At 73.2% G+C, this 16,368-nt stretch carries 15 protein-coding genes; 4 read left to right on the top strand and 11 right to left on the bottom strand.

What is annotated here, in order from left to right:
- Positions 1–20: 20 nt before the first annotated feature.
- A complete protein-coding gene (locus tag ACIA77_RS27125; protein WP_395888794.1) occupies positions 21–1,151 on the top strand; it encodes an alkaline phosphatase family protein in 1,131 nt (376 codons plus the stop codon).
- A 27-nt stretch (positions 1,152–1,178) separates the two neighbouring features.
- Here ACIA77_RS27125 and ACIA77_RS27120 read toward each other — a convergent pair whose 3' ends face one another.
- Positions 1,179–1,643, bottom strand: a complete 465-nt coding sequence (locus ACIA77_RS27120) for a MarR family winged helix-turn-helix transcriptional regulator (RefSeq protein ID WP_395888793.1) — start codon at positions 1,641–1,643, stop codon at positions 1,179–1,181.
- Positions 1,640–3,010, bottom strand: a complete 1,371-nt coding sequence (locus ACIA77_RS27115) for an MFS transporter (protein WP_395888792.1) — start codon at positions 3,008–3,010, stop codon at positions 1,640–1,642. Before ACIA77_RS27115 ends, ACIA77_RS27120 begins: the two co-directional genes overlap by 4 nt.
- 202 nt (positions 3,011–3,212) lie before the next feature.
- On the opposite strand from ACIA77_RS27115, the gene ACIA77_RS27110 reads away from it, so the two are divergent.
- Entirely contained in the window at positions 3,213–3,806 is a 594-nt protein-coding gene (locus tag ACIA77_RS27110) for a hypothetical protein (RefSeq protein ID WP_395888791.1), read from the top strand.
- A gap of 159 nt (positions 3,807–3,965) precedes the next feature.
- Here the strand turns inward: ACIA77_RS27110 and ACIA77_RS27105 are convergent, their stop codons facing one another.
- Positions 3,966–6,167 carry a phosphocholine-specific phospholipase C gene (locus ACIA77_RS27105; protein ID WP_395888790.1) on the bottom strand — a complete coding sequence of 734 codons (2,202 nt, stop codon included), beginning with the start codon at positions 6,165–6,167 and terminating at the stop codon, positions 3,966–3,968.
- A 287-nt stretch (positions 6,168–6,454) separates the two neighbouring features.
- Here ACIA77_RS27105 and ACIA77_RS27100 point away from each other — a divergent pair, with 287 nt between their 5' ends.
- The gene (locus ACIA77_RS27100; protein ID WP_395888789.1) at positions 6,455–7,024 is read left to right on the top strand and encodes a hypothetical protein; all 570 of its coding nucleotides are present in this window, start codon (positions 6,455–6,457) and stop codon (positions 7,022–7,024) included.
- Between the two features lie 40 nt (positions 7,025–7,064).
- Here ACIA77_RS27100 and ACIA77_RS27095 read toward each other — a convergent pair whose 3' ends face one another.
- The 7 genes from ACIA77_RS27095 to ACIA77_RS27065 form a co-directional block, all read right to left on the bottom strand.
- Positions 7,065–7,646 (bottom strand): CGNR zinc finger domain-containing protein, encoded by a 582-nt coding sequence (locus ACIA77_RS27095; protein ID WP_395888788.1) that lies wholly within the window; start codon positions 7,644–7,646, stop codon positions 7,065–7,067.
- 132 nt (positions 7,647–7,778) lie between these two features.
- Positions 7,779–8,015, bottom strand: coding sequence for a hypothetical protein (locus tag ACIA77_RS27090; protein ID WP_395888787.1), 237 nt, complete (start codon positions 8,013–8,015; stop codon positions 7,779–7,781).
- Between the two features lie 102 nt (positions 8,016–8,117).
- Complete coding sequence (locus tag ACIA77_RS27085; RefSeq protein ID WP_395888786.1) at positions 8,118–9,020, bottom strand: alpha/beta hydrolase; 903 nt, start codon at positions 9,018–9,020, stop codon at positions 8,118–8,120.
- A gap of 1 nt (position 9,021) precedes the next feature.
- Complete coding sequence (locus tag ACIA77_RS27080; RefSeq protein WP_395888785.1) at positions 9,022–10,137, bottom strand: alpha/beta fold hydrolase; 1,116 nt, start codon at positions 10,135–10,137, stop codon at positions 9,022–9,024.
- A gap of 167 nt (positions 10,138–10,304) precedes the next feature.
- Complete coding sequence (locus ACIA77_RS27075; protein WP_395888784.1) at positions 10,305–11,630, bottom strand: M14 family zinc carboxypeptidase; 1,326 nt, start codon at positions 11,628–11,630, stop codon at positions 10,305–10,307.
- 115 nt (positions 11,631–11,745) lie between these two features.
- Positions 11,746–12,687 carry a threonine/serine dehydratase gene (locus ACIA77_RS27070; protein ID WP_395888783.1) on the bottom strand — a complete coding sequence of 314 codons (942 nt, stop codon included), beginning with the start codon at positions 12,685–12,687 and terminating at the stop codon, positions 11,746–11,748.
- Positions 12,688–12,709: 22 nt separating this feature from the next.
- Positions 12,710–13,588 (bottom strand): MurR/RpiR family transcriptional regulator, encoded by an 879-nt coding sequence (locus ACIA77_RS27065; protein WP_395888782.1) that lies wholly within the window; start codon positions 13,586–13,588, stop codon positions 12,710–12,712.
- A 118-nt stretch (positions 13,589–13,706) separates the two neighbouring features.
- Between ACIA77_RS27065 and ACIA77_RS27060 the strand changes: the two genes are divergently transcribed.
- Positions 13,707–15,266: a gamma-glutamyltransferase family protein gene (locus ACIA77_RS27060; RefSeq protein WP_395888781.1), complete on the top strand. Its 1,560-nt coding sequence runs from the start codon at positions 13,707–13,709 to the stop codon at positions 15,264–15,266.
- 62 nt (positions 15,267–15,328) lie between these two features.
- Here the strand turns inward: ACIA77_RS27060 and ACIA77_RS27055 are convergent, their stop codons facing one another.
- A complete protein-coding gene (locus ACIA77_RS27055) occupies positions 15,329–16,300 on the bottom strand; it encodes a threonine/serine dehydratase (protein WP_395888780.1) in 972 nt (323 codons plus the stop codon).
- Positions 16,301–16,368 lie beyond the last annotated feature (68 nt).

The raw sequence follows: 16,368 nt of genomic DNA, 5'->3' as shown, positions 1-16,368 counted from the left end.
CGTCCCCTTAGGGTGACGGCATGGATCTCGCGCGGCGCTACGCGGCGGGCACGCTCGCCGACGTCGTCCCCTCGGCTCTGGCCGGGCTCGGCGTGCCCGGCGAACGCGACGCCCTCGGGCTTCCCGCCGCCGAGCGCGTGTGCGTGCTGCTCGTCGACGGGCTCGGCTGGGAACTGCTGCGCCGCCACGCCGAGACGGCGCCGTTCCTGTCCTCGCTGGCGGCTCGCCCGCTCACGGCCGGGTTCCCGAGCACGACGGCGACGAGCGTCGCGTCGCTGGGCACCGGGCTCACCCCGGGCGAGCACGGCGTGGTCGGCTACGCGTTCGAAGCCGGGCGCGACGTGCTCAACGTGCTCGGCTGGCGGCGCCACACCGGGGGCAAGCCGATCGATCTTCGCCGGCGCGTGGTGCCCGAAGAACTGCAGCCGCGCCCGACCGCGTTCGAGCGCGCGGCCGCCGCGGGCGTCGGCGTGTGCGTGGTGGGGCCACGCGACCAGCGCGACAGCGGCCTGACCCGCGCGGCTCTGCGCGGCGGCGAATTCCGTGGCGTGCACGCCTTCGGCGACCTGGTCTCGGCGGTCGGCGCGGCGCTCGCCGAGCCCCGGTCGCTGTGCTACGCCTACCACGCGGACCTCGACCTGCTCGGCCACGTCCACGGCCCGGGCAGCGAGCCGTGGCGCTTCCAGCTGTCCTTCGTCGACCGCCTCGTCGAGACGATCGCCGGCACGCTGCCGGCCGGCTCGGCGCTGGTGGTCACGGCCGACCACGGCATGGTGACCGTCGGCGAGCGCGTCGACTTCGACGCGACGGCGGACTTGCAGGCCGGGGTGCGCGCGGTCGCGGGCGAGGCGCGGGCCCGCCACGTCTACGCGAGCGACGGCGCCGCGCCCGACGTGCTGGCCGCCTGGCGCGAAACGCTCGGCGAGCGCGCGTGGGTGCTCGGCCGCGACGAGGCGGTCGCCGCGGGCTGGTTCGGCCCGCGCGTGAGCGCGGAAGTGCTGCCGCGCATCGGCGACGTCGTGGCCGCGGCCCGCGGCACGGCGGCCGTCGTGCGCACCGAGGCCGAACCGCGGCTGAGCCGCATGATCGGCCAGCACGGTTCGGTGACCGACGAGGAACTGGTGGTACCACTGCTGATCGCGCGGCGCTGACCGTCCCTTGTGGACAGCCGGACGCGCTCAGCCGGCGGTGTGCGGCGTGCCGTGCTCCGCGAGCTGGTCGATCGCCCCCACCAGTTCCGCGAGCGCCGGCACGGCCGACGCGATCAGGTGCCGCCACGCCGGGTGCAGGCGGTCGATCGCCGCGGCGAGGATCTCGGCGTTGTGGTGCTGCCAGCGGTCCACGGCGGCGCGGCCGCTGTCGGTGAGCTCGAGTTCGACCGTGCGGCGGTCCGCGCTGCCGCTGGTGCGGGTCACGAGGTCACGCGCGCGCAGGCCGGTGACCATCGTCGTCACGGAGTTGGGTGCGAGCTTCAGCAACTGGGCGACGCGGCTGGGCCGCGCGCCGGGGTTCTCGGCCAGGCACGAGAGCAGTTCGAGCTGCGCGACCGACAGCGTGTTGTCCGGGTCGGCGGTGCGCGCGGCGCGGCGCATGGCGCGCCGCAGCCGGGCGACGACGTCGGCGAGGTTCGGTTCGGGGGTCATGCGGTGCGAGGGGTGCGCGGCGAAGCCAGTCCCGTGACGGCGGCGAGCACGGCCGCCCCGGCGAGGACACCGAGCGCGAGCGCCTGACCGCCGGTGCCGCCGGCGTGGAGGCAGAGCGTCACGAGCGCTACCCCGAGCGCCGTGCCGAGACCGCGGGCCATGTTCACCAAACCTCCTCCGGTGGCCGACATCCGGGTCGGGATGGCGCCCATGACGGCCGAGTTGTTCGCCGGGATGAACACTCCCAGACCGAGGCCGACCGCGAACAGCGACACGCCAACTTCCCACGGACCGGACACCAGCACCAGGACCACGCAGCCGGCCGCCGCGAGCACGGCGCCGGCGCCGATGCGGGTGCGCGAGCCCAGGCTCGCGGGCAGCACGCGGTCGGCGGCGATCGCCGACCCGGCGAAGCCCGCGGGCAGGCACGTGAGCACCGCTCCGGTCGCGCCGTGCGCACCCAGGACCTGCGGCAACAGCGCGAGCGGGCCGAAGAGCACGAGGTATCCGCACAGCGCCCCGACCAGGCCGAGCGACACGACCGGCGGCCGCAGCACCGACAGGTCCAGGATCGGGCTCGCCGCCGAGCGCTCCCGCACCACGAACGCGGCCGCCGCCGCGGCCCCCGCCACGAACAGCACCGGGATCGCCCACCCGGGCAGCTCCAGGCCCGACAACCCCGACACGGCGAGCAGCACGGCCGTCGACGCGGTCGCCAGCAGCGCGACGCCGGCGCCGTCGAAGCGGCCCAGCGGCGTGCGCTCGCGGGTGCGTGGCAGCAGGTACCGCCCGGCGATCAGCCCCGCGACCCCCACCGGCGCGTTGACGAGGAACACCCACCGCCAGCCGACGGTGTCCACGAGCAGCCCGCCGACCGCCGGCCCGAGCGCGAGGCCGAGCGCCTGCGCGGCGGCCTGCACCCCGAGCGCCGAGCGCATCTTCTCGCGGCGGACGCTGCCCACGACCAGCGCGACGCTGTTGGCCTGCAGCATCGCCGCCCCCAGCGCCTGGACCACGCGGAACACGACGAGCCAGGTCAGCGTCGGCGCGAGGCCGCACGCGACCGACGCCGCGGTGAACACGCCGAAGCCGTAGACGTAGGTGAGCTTGCGCCCGTACGCGTCGGCGAGCCGGCCGACCGCGGCGAGGATCCCCACAAGCGTCAGCAGGTACGCGAGCGACACCCACTGCACGGCCGCCAGCGGCTCCCCGAACTCGCGCTGCAGCGCCGGGAACGTGAGCGTGACGATGCTCGCGTCCAGCTGGCCCATGAACGCGCCGAAGCACACCGCGCCCACCGCGAACCAGCCCGCGAGCCGGTGCTCGCGCACCGCCCGCGGCCGCGGCCGCTCCGCCAGCACTGCCACGGCGTCCCCTTCCCTCGACCATTTCGTTCTCCTACAGAACTATATGGGCGGAGCTTTCGCCAGTGCAGCGCGAGCGACACCACAAAATTAGTTCGAGATCCGAAGCACTATCCCCGACTGTCGCACATTGAGACCCGCACCGGGGCCGAGGTGCGCTCTGATGACGGCAACGTTTGTCGCCGGCAGGACAGGAGCGTCCCGGATGTCCCACCCCACGGCACCGGTCACCAGCGCACGCCAGCTCAAGACACCGCTGGCGCTCTCGCTGGCCGACCTCGCGGCGATCTTCGACGACCTGCAGTTCACGCTGCGCTGCTGCGAGCGCCTGCTCGTGGAGCTGGACCGCGGGGTGCAGAGCGACCCCGCCGTGGTCGAGTCGCTGTGGATCTCGGCCCTGAACTCCTACGCCCGCTGCTTCCGCCCCGGCGAGCGCGGCATGGGGCTGACCGAGGCGGACCTCAAGGCCACCGGCGTCGAGGGCGACGTCGTGGAGTGGCACGGCCTGCTGCGCAAGATCCGCAAGTTCGCCGTCACCGGCGAAACCAACCCGCGCGAGACCTACTCGATCGGGGTCACGCAGGACGCGGACGGACGGCCCGAGGGCATCGTCATCACCTCGGTCGTCAACCCGGTCGTGGACGACGTGACCGTCCGCCAGACCGGCCGGCTCGCGTTCGAGCTGAGCAAACTGCTCGACGAGCGCATCAAGGAGCACCAGAAGAAGGTGTTCGCCGCCGTCGAAGAGCTGCCGCGGGCGAAGCTCGACGAGCTGCCCGCCATCGAAATCACTTCCTGAGCCCCGCCGGGATGTCCTTCGGGCACCAACCGGCGAGAAACGGGCACTCCCGCCCGGCCGCGCGTGCGCGCGGCGGGGCGGGAGCGATGACCTGGTGTGGACGCGGGTGCGGGAGCCTTCCCTCGCGCACCCGCGTCCTTGCCAACCGGCGGCCGGCACTCAGCCGGTGATGCTGTCCGAACCGTTCTCCAGGTGCCCGACGTAGCGGCGCGACCAGGAGCTGTCGCCGACCAGCGTCACGCTCAGGTCGTACCAGCCGTGGGAGGAAGCGCACGGGTCCACCGAGTGCAGCGCGCGGCCGTGCGCCGGCACGCGGTAGGTGCGCGGGCGGTCGTTCGAGTAGTGGTTCGGCGCGACGGTGAACGTGACGGCGCGCGAGCCGTCGTTGACCAGTTCGAGCAGCAGCCGCGGCGCCGAGCCGAGCCCGCCGTCGTGGTAGGTCGCGGTGACCTGCGCGGTGCGGCCGGCGGCGTCGACGTCACCGGTGAAGTGGCGCAGGAAGCGGTTCGGGCCGACGACCGTGAGGTCGTAGGTCCCGCCGCCGATCTCCACCGAGCCGGGCACGGTCTTGTCCTGGACCGCCTTCGACGGCGCCACCGTGTACTGGCCCGGGAACTTCGCCGGGTAGTCCGCCAGCGACGGGGTCGGCGCGGTGTTGTCGTACACGGAGAAGTGGCTGGCCTTGCTCACGTGCTTGCCGTTGTTGCTGAACGACAGCTTCGCCGTCACCGAACCGCCGGAGCCGAAGGAGAACCCGTCGAGGTTCGCGTTGGGCTGGTAGGGCAGAGCCCGCGCCTTCTTGGTCCCCGCCTCCTGCACCGGCAGCTTGTTCGTGGTCACCGGCGGCTGGTACGCACCACCGGCCGGGTCGCCGATCACGGCGGTCTTCGGCAGCGCCGGCAGGCCGTAGACCGGCGCCTTGAAGTCGAACGCGCCGGTGAGGTCACCGCACACGCTGCGGCGCCACGCGCTGATGTTCGGGCAGTGCGCGGGTTTGCCGAGCGCGTCGGTCCACTTCTCGAGGAACTGGATCACCGACGTGTGGTCGGAGACCTCCGAGGTCACCCAGCCGCCGCGCGTCCACGGCGAGATCAGGATCAGCGGCACGCGGAACCCGAGCCCGACCGGCATCGGCTGCGTGGCGCCGGCGTTGGCGAGCGCGCCGGAGGTCTCGAGGTAGAACTCGTCGGTCGTGCCCGGCGCCGGCACGGGCGGCGGCACGTGGTCGAACTGCCCGTCGTTCTCGTCGTAGTCGATGATCACCAGCGTCGAGTTGAACACGTCGGGGTCGGCGTTGAGCGACTCGAGGACCCGGTTGACGTAGTAGGCGCCGTCGTTCGGCGGGCCGTCGGGGTGCTCGGAGAAGGCCTGGTTGGTGACGACCCACGACACCTGCGGCAGCTTGCCGGCCACGACGTCGGCGCGGACCGCGTCGGCGAGGTTGTCGGCGTTGGCGGACAGGCCGGTGTGCGGTTCGGGGACGATCGCCACGCCCTGGTCGTAGTAGACGTTGCCGGGCGCGGCGGTGCCGCCCTGCGACGGGTCGAGCTTGGCGAAGGTGTCGAAGTACTCGAGGCCGTTGTCGCCGTAGTTGTCCGAGCCCTGGTAGACCTTCCAGCTGTAGCCGGTCTTCTGCAGCGTCTCGGCGTAGCTCTCCCACAGCAGGTGCTTGCCGAGTTCGTCACCGCCGTTGTAGGCCACGTAGTCGCCGTGCTGCTTGGCGGCGTTGATCGAGCCGCTCCACAGGTACGTGCGGTTCGGGCCGGTCGCGCTGAGCACCGAGCAGTGGTAGGCGTCGCCGACGGTGAACGCGTCGGCCAGCGCGTAGTGCCACGGGATGTCGGAGCGGTCGAGGTAGCCGAGCGTGGTCGGGCCGCCCTTGGCGTAGTACCAGCCGTTCATCAGGCCGCCGTACCAGGCGCCGTGCTGGTCGTCCCAGCTGTGCGAGGTGCCGCCGTAACCCTGCGCGCCGACCTCCGAGGTGGGCGGCTGGTGGCCGGCCGGGTAGTCGGCCACCGCGGCGTCGGACAGGTGCCACGGGAACTGCGTGGCCTTCACCGGCGCGCCGGGCGCGGTCGTGGGCTGCTGGAACACCGACAGCCCGCCGGGGAGCCGGATGGTCGAGCGGTCGCCGAAGCCGCGCACGCCCTTGAGGCTGCCGAAGTAGTGGTCGAAGCTGCGGTTCTCCTGCATCAGGATCACCACGTGCTTGATGTCCCGCAGGTCGCCGTTGCGCTGCTGTGGGGCGGACGGCCGGGGCGCGGCCGCGGCTTCGGCGGCGGACGCACGGCCCCCGACGACCGCTGCGCCGGTGACCGCCGCCGCGGCGCCGAGGAAACCTCTACGGGAAAGATCGGACATGGGTGGGAACCTCCGGTAACGGCCGGCACGCGCGCACGGGCGCGTCGGATCCGCCGAAACCTACGGCCGCGGAACAGGTTCGGAGCGAACTTCCCCTGAACACCCGCTGACGTGACCGGGAACCGTGGCCGGGCTCGTCCGACCGGCGCAGTCCACACCGGACAGAGCGGACACCTCGGCTCCGCCGGACGCGCGTCGATCACGGCTCGGTCACGCCCGCAACTTCGCGGCGATCCGGGCGTCTTCTCCCGTACAGCAAGCTCGACCGTTTGGGGGGGGAACCGGAAATGACCCGCGCCACCGTCTTCAGAGCCGCCCTCGCCGCCGCTGCCGTCTCGGCCGCCCTGCTCGCCACGGCGTGCACCGGCGGACCCGCGACGCCGCCCGCGCCCCCGGCGCCCGTGAGCACCTCCGCGGCGCCGACCGCGACCGCGTTCCCGATCATCCCGGCGGCCCCGGTCCCGGCCGCGCAGCCGCCCGCCGGGGCCGCGGGGCCGAAGCCGGCCGACGCGGCGAACGCCGGGCGGCAGTTCCCCGGCAAGAGCCTCGACGTGCGCTTCACCGCGTACGACCGCACGACGAACCTGGCGTCGTTCTACGTCACCAGGACCGTGGCGACCGGCGGCGCTCCCCAGGTGGTCGACGTGCCGGGCCTGCACCGGCTGCCGCTGGCCCCCGCGGCCACGGTCACGTCGGTCGATCCCGGGGGTTTTCCGTTCGAGACCTGCCCTCCGGTCCACTGCACGCCCGCGAACGTGCTCGAGTCCGTGGTCGGCCACTACCCCGGCGGCCTCTTCGCGCGCATGGACGTGAACACCGCCGACCAGATCACCGCGATCACCGAATCGGCGTACTGACGTGCCGGTGCTGCGGACGTCAGGCGCGTCCGCAGCCTCGTCAGCCGTTCTGCTGCGACCGCTTGCGCGCCCGGTACGCCCGCAGGTTCACCGCGTTGCCGCACACCTGAACGTTGTGCCACACACCGCTGTTGTTGCGCGAGCGGTCGTAGAACGCCACCGCGCAGCGGTTGTTGCGGCACGTCTTCAGGCGCCGCCAGCGATCGGCGCGCTGGGCTTCCAGGACCTCGATGAGCGCGATCGACGCCACGCGCCGCCAGCCGGTGCCGCGGGGTTCGAGCCGCAGCCGGCCGCCGGGGCCCGGCTGCAGCAGCACGGGAGCGCTGGAAAGGGCGCCGGCGTCTTCGGTGTCGTGGCCCGTGGCGGCGCGCAGTTCGTCGCGCAGGTCGCGCAGGTGCTCGACGTCGTCGACGGTCAGCTCGACGCGTTCGGCCGGGCGATCGGTGTCCTCGGCCCACCGCTGCAGCGCGGCGTCGAGCCAAGCCTGCGCGTCAGCCACTTCGCCGAGCAGGTCCGTCTCGCGGGGTTTACCCGCCGAGAGCGTGTTGAGCAGGTCGTGCACGAAACCCAGGCCGCCCGGGCTCACCTCGAGCTCGTAGCGGTCCGTGGCCGGCCAGTTCATCCGCGCCCCCTCCGGCATAGTCGTCGATCTGTCGACTCTTTCAATTCGACTATACCCGAGCCGCGCGGCACGGTTGTCCGAACGGAGATCGGCCGGCCTCCGACGCAAGCCGTGGTGCTTCGGTTGCGTCGCCTACTCGCCGTCGAACGCGAGCACCGGGCGGGGCCGCCCCGCTTGGTACGCGGCGATCGCCGACGCGAGACCGCGCCGGACGTCACCGGACTCGAACAGCGGCATCGCGACGTCGAACACCGCGTGGTCCGCCGCCGAGTTCCCCCGTGCGTAGCAGCGCCTTGTGCACGGCGTGCGCACGTCGCCGGCGAAGAGCACGTCCGCCCGCAGCGCGAGCTCGAACCCGCCGCGGGCCATCGGCGCGCAGCACCACGGCTCGCACTCCCCCGGCGGTGATCTCGTCGACCACGGCGACGGTGTCCTCGTGCGCAAGGGAAAGGTGGGCCACAGCGAGGCTCCTCAGGACAGGTGCTCTGCGAACCAGGACCGCGCGGCCGCACTGGAGCGGGCGAATTCGGCGACGTACGGGTCGAAGTGCCCGCCCGGGATCAGCTCGAGTTTCTTCGGCTGCAGCGCGCGTTCGTACGCGGCGAGCGCGAGGTCGGTCACGGTGATCGTGTCGCCCAGCGCGACCACCAGCAGCAGCGGCGTCGGCGACACCCGGCTGATCCACGCGCCCGGCTCGTACATCCGCGCGGCGCGCGTCGAGCGCACGGTGACCTGGTTGTCCCAGATCCCCTCGGGGATGTCCTGCAGGTAGAACTCGACCGCGTCCGGCGCGCGGTACGACGCGGGCACGGCCGGATCGGCGCTCACGATCGCCTGACTGCGCGGCGGCTCGCCGCGGCCGACGGCGCGGTCGTCTTCGGCGAACGCGTGCTCCAGCGCGGCGACCGCGTCCGGCGGCACGCGGCGCAGGCCCTGCTCCACCCCGCTGATCGTCGGCACCTGCGCGACCACGGCCTTGAGGCGCCGGTCGGTGGCGCCCAGCACGAGGGCGTGACCGCCCGCGTAACTGGTGCCCCACAAGCCGATCCGGCCGGCGTCGACCTCCGGCCGGGCCTCGAGGTAGGTGATCGCCCGGCGCCAGTCCGCGATCTGGCGCCACGGATCGACGTCCTGGCGCGGGGTGCCGTCGCTGGTGCCGAACGAGCGGTGGTCGTGCACCAGCACCACGAACCCCGCCTCGGCGAACGCTTTCGCGAAGGGTTCGAGGCCCTGTTCCTTCACCCCGGCGTAGCCGTGGGCCATGGTGATCGCGGGTCGCGGCCCGGGCGCGCCGGGGACGAACAGCCAGCCGCGCAGGGTGGCGCCGTCCTCGCCGGCGAACGCGACGTCGGTGCGGGTGAACGGGGTGGTCATGTCAGGCCTCCTGGTGGAAGTGGCCGGCGTCGAGGTCCGGCAGCCGCCGGCCAAGTTCGGCGGAGAACGCCAGCGCGCCGCCGAGCGGGCGGTGGTGGATGGCGGCGTGGACGATGCGGCCGTCCGCGTCCTTCGTCAGGACGGTGACGCCGGACAGCGCGGTGCCGCCGAACGCGACGGCCTCCCACTCGAGGTAGGTGCGGTCGCCGGCGTCGGTCTGGTGGGTGAACTTGAGCGATTCGTAGATCCCGCTGGCGGCGGCCATCACGCGCTGCACGGCTTTCCGGCCGCGGACGGGCTGGTACAGCGTGGCCGCTTCCAGCGCCACGTCCTCGGCGAAGTTCTCACCGAAGGCGTCCTCGGTCTTGCGCGAGAACCCGCCCGCCCAGCCGCGGGCCCGGCCGCCGGCGAACCGCGCGATCAGCTCGGCGACGCGCCCGGGCGCCTCGGAGTGCGTCCAGTGCCCGGCGCCCTCGACGACCTCGGTGACGGGCGCCGCGAACCGCGGTGCGACCGCGGTGGTCACGAGGTCTTCGGTGATGAACGGGTCGGCGCCGCCGCGGACGATCAGCACCGGGCCGGCGAAACCGCTCGGCGCGTCGCCTTCGGCCGCGCCGTTGTTCCAGCAGTCCGCCAGCGCCCGGACCACCTCCGGGCGCATCCGCAGCCCCGCCCGGCCGATGCGCTCGGACGTCTCCACGCTCAAGTTCGGCGAGAGGTTCGCGCGAGCCGAACGCTGTGCGCCGGCGCCGGCCGCGCCGAGAACGCGGAACGGTTCGATCGCCTCGTCCGCCAGCCCCGTACCCGCGAGCGGAATGGGGTTCACGAGCACCAGCCCGCGCGTGAGCTCGGGCCGCGCCGCCGCGACCAGCTCGGCGACGGCGGCGCCCATGCTGTGCCCCACGAGCACGAACGGGCCGCCGAGTTCGTCCACAGTGGACAGCACGTCGGCGGCGAACCGATCGTAGGTGAAGGGGCCGGCCGCACCGGCGCGCTCGCCACTCCCGGCGAGGTCGACCACTACGCGCTCCCCACCCGAGGGCAGGGCCGCCACGACGCCGTCCCACACGTGGTGGTCGTCCAGGAACCCGTGCACGAAGACAGTCGGTTCGGTCATGATCATCCTCGATCAGGTCGTACCGGCGTCGGGCGACTACCGGGTGGTGACCTAACCGTAAACCGATAGCCTCTGTCGTGTCATGGGCAGCACGAGGTGACACCCGCCACAGGATCTGCTGGCTCAGCCCGCCTTGGGCTCACCCTTCTGACAGAAGTAAAGCGAGTTCACTGCCGGTACGGTGCGGCCGCGGCCTGCGCCGCCGTGATGAACGCGCCCTTGTTCTTCGGCCAGAACGTGCTGTCCACGCAGGAGTAGCGCGGCAGGAACCCGCCGCACGTGCCGCTGGAGGCACCGACCTCGAAGGTGAAGCTGGCGACGCCGAGCGCGCCGTAGGTGAAGTCGTCGGTGGTGCCACTGGTGTCGTAACCGACGGTCTCGCGGTTGGTGCCCACGAGGTAACCGTTGGCCGCGGTGAACTTCGCCCCGAGCTTGCGGTACTGCGCGTCGTTGGGCGATTTCGCCTGGGTGAAGCCCCACGGGATGACGATGTCGTTGCCGTAGCTGTGCAACGTGATCATCGTGCCGCGCGCGGTCGCCGGCGCCGGATCGTCGTTCCCGGTCCCGCGCTGCACCGGGTAGATCGCGCGGAAGAACTTCTCCAGCGCCTGGGTCTCGGGCTCGGACCCGGCGCTCGCGCCCTGGTAGGTCTCGGCGCACGGCGAGTTCGAATCGCCGCCCCACTGGAACGTGGAATTGCGGTTCACGTCGATGCCGATGTTCGCGCCGGTGCAGCCACCGCGACTGTTGTCGGCGTTCTTGCGCTGCAGCTTGGGCGAGTTGCCGCCGGAGGCGACAACGTCGACGCCGTCGGGGTTGGCGATCGGGATCACCCACACCTCGGTGGTGTCCAGGATGGACTTCGCGGTGGCATCGCTCGCGTAGCCGTCGGCGAGGTAGTCGATCCAGCGCCACGCGAGCTCACCCGTCGAGATCTCGCGCGCGTGGATCTGGGCCATCAGCACGAACTTCGGCTTGGGCGAGGTCGTCGAGAGCGCGCAGTCGCCGGCCTGCTTCTCGCTCAGGCAGATCGCCTGGAGGTCGTGCCCGCCCTGGCCCTTCGTCTTCTTCCACGACGGGCCGAGGTCGTACACCGTCGCGAGGTCCGGGTGCGCGGCCGCGACCTGCGCGAGGTGCGCTTCCTGGGCGGCCACCGTGCGGTACCCGCCGTAGAACGTGTCGGCGGCGGCCGCGCGGGAGGTGGTGGCGGGCAGGTCTTTGTAGACGCTGTCGAAGTAGGACGGCCGGTAGCCCAGCGTCCGCAGCCGGGCCGCGACGGATTCGTCGCCCACGACGTAGGCCGCTCCGGCGTCGGACTCGCCGACGTCGAACCCGGCGCGGGCGAGCCCGGCGACCTGGTCCGCCGTCGCCGGCACGCGCCAGAACACGGGGGTGCCGGCGGCCGGCACGGCGGCCGCGGTGCCGGCGGCCGGCCCGGCCACCAGCACTGCGACCGCCGCGAGCGCGGCCTTCCACGACGACCTGACCTTCATCGGGACTCCTCACGACGCGCGTCCGAAGCGGACCGACGGTGACCGGACCGCGACGCACAGTGTGACCGCCGTGGACAAACCCGGCACACCTGCGAAAGTCGGAAGTCCCCCGGGTTCAGCCTTCCGTGAGGATCGTGGCCAGCAGCCCGGCGGCGATGTTGCGCCCCGACACCACGAGCACCACGGGCCGGTCGGCGGGCACGAGGCCCGCCCGCAGCGCGGCGAGCGCCGCCGCGGACGACCCCTCGGCCACGAGCCCGGCCGTGAGCGCGAATTCGCGGACCGACCGGCGGATCGCGGCCTCGTCGACGTCGACCAGCCGCACCCCGGCCTCGCGCACGATCGCCGGCGTGATCGACTCCGGTTCGAGGTTGCCGACGAGCCCGTCGGCGATGGTGTCGCCCACCGGCACGGTCACCACGTGCCCGGCCGCGACGGCGGCGGACACCGCGTGGCACGCCGCGGATTCGACGCCGAGCACCCGCACGTCGGGCCGCGCCCGGCGCGCACCGAGCGCGGTGCCGGCCAGCAGGCCACCGGCACCCGTGGGCACCACGATCGTGAAGTCCTCGCCGAGGGTTTCGGCGACCTCGCCGACGAGCGTGCTCTGGCCCGCGATCACGTGCGGGTCGTTGTAGGCGGACACGAACTTCCGGCCCCCGGCCGCGAGTTCGAGCGCTTTCGCCTCCGCGCCGTCGTACCCACCGGGCGCCAGCACGAGCTCGACCGGGTAGGTGCGCAGGGCCGCGATCTTCGCCGGCGACCCGTCCTCGGGCACGACCACAGTGGACTTCGCGCCGAGCAGGCGCGACGCGTGGGCGATGCCGAGCGCGTGGTTACCCGCCGACGCCGTGACGACGGGGACGCCTTCGGCGGCGTACGCGGTGAGCGCGGCGACCCCGCCGCGGACCTTGAACGAACCGGTGGGCTGCGCGCCCTCGTACTTGAGGTACACCGGCACGTCGAGGCCCGCGGCGTGGTAGGGCAGCAGCGGGGTCGGCGCGAGGTTCCGCGCGACGGTTTCCCTTGCGCGGTCGAGGATTTCGTCAGCGAGCACGGTTCTCCTTGGGGATGGGGGTTCAGGCGTCGCCGGCGAGCTCCCGGCGCAGCCGCGTGAGCAGTTCGTAGGTGTCGAGAGCGGGGTCGCGGCCCGCGGCCATCGTGGCGAGCACCAGCATGTCGGCGATGAGCAGCCCGCCGATCGGTTCGGCCGTGAGCCCACCCGGCGACGCCTCGTCGCGCAGCACGACGTCGACGGCGCCGGTGATCTCCTCGCCGAGGTTCTCGGTCACGAGGATCAGCCCGGCCCCCGCGGCCCGCGCGTGGGCGACGAGCAGCCGGAGCTCGGGCAGCACGCGCCCGGGCGCGAAGATCACCACCGCGTGGTGGGACGAGAGGGCGAGCAGGTCGTCGGCGAGGGTGAAGCCGGTGGCGCCCGAGGAAACGGCGAACTTGCCCGCCCGGTTGAGCTTCAGCGCGAGGTAGCGCGCGGACAGCTCGTTGACACCCCAGCCGTAGCAGAACACCGTCGACGCGGGCGCGATGAGCTGCAGCGCGCGGCCCAGCGCCGCCGGGTCGGTCTTGCGGCCGAGTTCGGCGACGCGGTCGCGGACGTCGGCCACGACGCGGGCGGCGGTCGCCGAGAGGTCACCGGCGGAGCGGGCGAGCTGGAGGCGTTCGCTGATCTGCGGCGCTCCGGTGGCCACCGTCGTCAGGTGCGCGCCGAGAGCCGCTTTGAGGTCCGGCAAGCCCGCGTAGCCGAGGCGGCGCGCGGTGCGCACGACCGTCGCGTCGCTCGCTCCCGTGGCGCGGCCGATGTCGCCGGCGGTGGCCAGCATGACGCGCTGGGGCGGCGCCGCGACCAGGTAGCGGGCGACGACGCGTTCGGTCTTGCTCAGCCGGGTCCACTCGTGGTTCACCCGGCTCGCGAGGGACAACCCCGATTCTGAAGTGTCCAATTCAGCTAGTGCCGTTTCTGTCGTCACTGCTACAGTGACCGCAGCTTAACCCCCGCCGGCCGGAAGCGCACCGGCCGGTTCCCACCCCGGTCCGCCCCGCCGCGAAGAAGGAGCCGCCTTGTCCCCGACCACCGGTGCGATCGCGTCCCCCCACTCGCTGGCCACCCGGGCCGGCGAAGAAGCGTTCCGGGCGGGTGGCAACGCCCTCGACGCCGCACTCGCCGCGGCGACGGCGCTCACCGTCGTCTACCCTCACAACACCGCCCTCGGCGGCGACCTCGTGGCCCTCGTGCGCACGCCCGGCGGCACGATCACGTGCGTCAACGCCACCGGCACCGCCCCGGCCGCGCGCGACCTCGCCGCACTGCGCGCCCGCCACGGCGACCGGCTGCCCGAACGCGGCCCCGACACGATCACCGTGCCCGGCGCCGTCCGCGGCTGGGAGGCGATCCGCCGGCACGGCGCGGCACTGGACTGGGCCGCGCAGTTCTCCGCCGCGATCGGCTACGCGGCCGACGGCGTGCCCGTGGCCCGCTCGCTGGCCGCCGCGTTCGTGACCGACCGCGCCCTGCTGGAGGCCGACGCCGGTGCGCGCGCGGTGTTCGCGCCCGGCGGGGAGTTCGTGCGCGAACGGCTCACGCAGCCCCGGCTGGCCGAGTCGCTGCGGGCCCTCGCGGCCAGCGGCCCCGGCGAGTTCTACGAGGGCGCCGTCGGCGCGGCGCTGGCCCGCGGTTTGCAGGGTCTCGGCTGTCCACTGACGACGGACGACCTCGCGCGTTACCGCGTCCGCGAGACAGCCGCGCTTTCCGCTCCGCTGGGCGGGTTCCGCGTGCACACGAGTCCACCCAACACGCAAGGTTTCGCGCTGCTGCGCACGGTGCGGGCGCTGACCGAACTCGGGCTCGCGGCCGAGCCGTGGACCGCACCCGCCGCCGTGCTGGGCCGCCTGTTCCACGACGGCACCCGCGTCCGCGACACCCTGCTGGCCGACCCGGACTTCGCCGCGACCGACGTGGAGAACGACGGGTTCGCGGACCTGCTCGCCTCGCTGCGGGAGCCGCGCGGCGCCGCCACCGTGTCCGCCCCGGCCATCCCCCGGGGTGACACGGTCGGCGTCGCGGCGGCCGACTCCTCGGGGTACGCGGTGTCGATCATCCAGAGCGTCTTCGACAGCTTCGGCGCCGGCGTGCTCGAACCGGAGACCGGGATCATCCTGCAGAACCGCGGCAGCAGCTTCTCCCTCGACCCGGGCTCGCCCAACGCAATCGCGCCCGGCAAGCGGCCGAAGCACACGCTGATGCCGGTCCTCGTCACGACCGGGGACGACCGCGTCCGCTGGGTCACCTCCACGATGGGCGGGCACGGCCAGCCGCAGATCCACGCCCAGGTGCTGCTTCGCCTGCTCGCCGGCGACCCGCCCCAGGAAGCGGTGAGCGCGCCGCGCTGGGTCGTCGGCGCCCGTGCCGACGGCCAGGCCTCCGACACGGTGCACCACGAAGCCGACCTCGCCCCCGCCGTCGTCGCGAACCTCGCCGCCGACGACTTCCCGCTGCGCGAAGTCCCGCCGCGCACCGAGTTCCTGGGCCACACCAACGTGGTGTCGATCGACGGCGAGGGCGCGTTCACCGCCGGCAGCGATCCGCGCTCCGACGGTTCCGCCGCCGTGGTGCGGCGGTGACCCCTCGCCGCCGGCCGGGTTGAAGGGTGGCGGGCGCGTGCGCACCCGCCACCCGGGCGGCGTCACGCGCCCTGCGCCAGCTCCATCGCCCCGAGGAACGTCTCCAGTGCGACGTTGCGTCCACAAAGGACCACCGCGACCTTCTTGCCCCGGTACTCCTCCGCCGTGCGCAGCAACCCGGCCACCGCGACCCCCGCGGCGCCCTCGACGATCCAGCGCTCGCCTTCGGCGATCGTGCGCATGGCGCGGGCGATCTCGGCCTCCGTGACCGTCACGGTCTCGTCGATCACGTCCTGGCAGATCGGGAACGTGACGGACCCGGGTTCGACCGCGCCGGCCGAACCGTCGGACAGGGTGGGCCGCTCCGGGGTCGCCACGATGTGGCCCGCCCTCAAGGAATCGAGCAGGCACGTCGACGCTTCGGGCCACACGCCGACGACGCGCGTGGCCGGGCTCAGCCGCTTCAGCGCCGTGCCGGTGCCGCCGATCAGCCCGCCGCCGCCGACGCACACGAACACCGCGTCGAGATCCGGCGCCTGCTCGGCCAGCTCGACCCCGACCGTGCCCTGACCGGCGACGGTGTCGAGGTCGTTGTACGGCGCGACGTACGGTTTCCCGGTCAGCTCGGCCTGGCGCCGGGCTTCCTGTTCCGCGTCGAGCGGGTTGCCCTCGACCAGCACGACTTCGGCGCCCAGCGCTTCGATCGCCGCGATCTTGCCCGGCGTCGTGATCGAGGCGACGTACACGGTCACCGCGACACCCGCGAACTGCCCGGCCCGCGCGACGCCCTGGCCGTGGTTGCCCGTGGAGGCCGTGATGACGCCCGTCGCCCGGGCGCTCTCGCCGAGCACGCGGAGCTTGTTCGCCGAGCCCCGCACCTTGAACGAACCGGTGGGCATGAGGTGCTCGGTCTTGAGCCACACGTCGCACTCGAGTTCGCGCGAGAGCCGCGTGCTGCGCTCCAAAGTGGTCAACGGCACCTGCGGACGGATCCCGCGGTGCGCTTCGAGGATGCGGGCGAACAGATCGGACACACCAAGCTCCTGCTGGGTTTCGGCGGCGATTTCGGTGGTGGTTCGGCGGACCCGGCCGGGCCACTGGC

This window comes from Amycolatopsis sp. NPDC051903 (assembly GCF_044452505.1).
In the GTDB taxonomy this organism is placed as follows: Bacteria; Actinomycetota; Actinomycetes; order Mycobacteriales; family Pseudonocardiaceae; genus Amycolatopsis.
This window is presented reverse-complemented; position numbering and strand designations above follow the sequence as displayed.

What these genes read in the sequence shown, in the direction of transcription:
- ACIA77_RS27125 (WP_395888794.1), top strand. Translation starts at nt 21, where the DNA reads ATGGATCTCGCGCGGCGCTACGCGGCGGGCACGCTCGCCGACGTCGTC.
- ACIA77_RS27120 (WP_395888793.1), bottom strand. Translation starts at nt 1,643, where the DNA reads ATGACCCCCGAACCGAACCTCGCCGACGTCGTCGCCCGGCTGCGGCGC.
- ACIA77_RS27110 (WP_395888791.1), top strand. Translation starts at nt 3,213, where the DNA reads ATGTCCCACCCCACGGCACCGGTCACCAGCGCACGCCAGCTCAAGACA.
- ACIA77_RS27105 (WP_395888790.1), bottom strand. Translation starts at nt 6,167, where the DNA reads ATGTCCGATCTTTCCCGTAGAGGTTTCCTCGGCGCCGCGGCGGCGGTC.
- ACIA77_RS27100 (WP_395888789.1), top strand. Translation starts at nt 6,455, where the DNA reads ATGACCCGCGCCACCGTCTTCAGAGCCGCCCTCGCCGCCGCTGCCGTC.
- ACIA77_RS27095 (WP_395888788.1), bottom strand. Translation starts at nt 7,646, where the DNA reads ATGAACTGGCCGGCCACGGACCGCTACGAGCTCGAGGTGAGCCCGGGC.
- ACIA77_RS27090 (WP_395888787.1), bottom strand. Translation starts at nt 8,015, where the DNA reads ATGGCCCGCGGCGGGTTCGAGCTCGCGCTGCGGGCGGACGTGCTCTTC.
- ACIA77_RS27085 (WP_395888786.1), bottom strand. Translation starts at nt 9,020, where the DNA reads ATGACCACCCCGTTCACCCGCACCGACGTCGCGTTCGCCGGCGAGGAC.
- ACIA77_RS27080 (WP_395888785.1), bottom strand. Translation starts at nt 10,137, where the DNA reads ATGACCGAACCGACTGTCTTCGTGCACGGGTTCCTGGACGACCACCAC.
- ACIA77_RS27075 (WP_395888784.1), bottom strand. Translation starts at nt 11,630, where the DNA reads ATGAAGGTCAGGTCGTCGTGGAAGGCCGCGCTCGCGGCGGTCGCAGTG.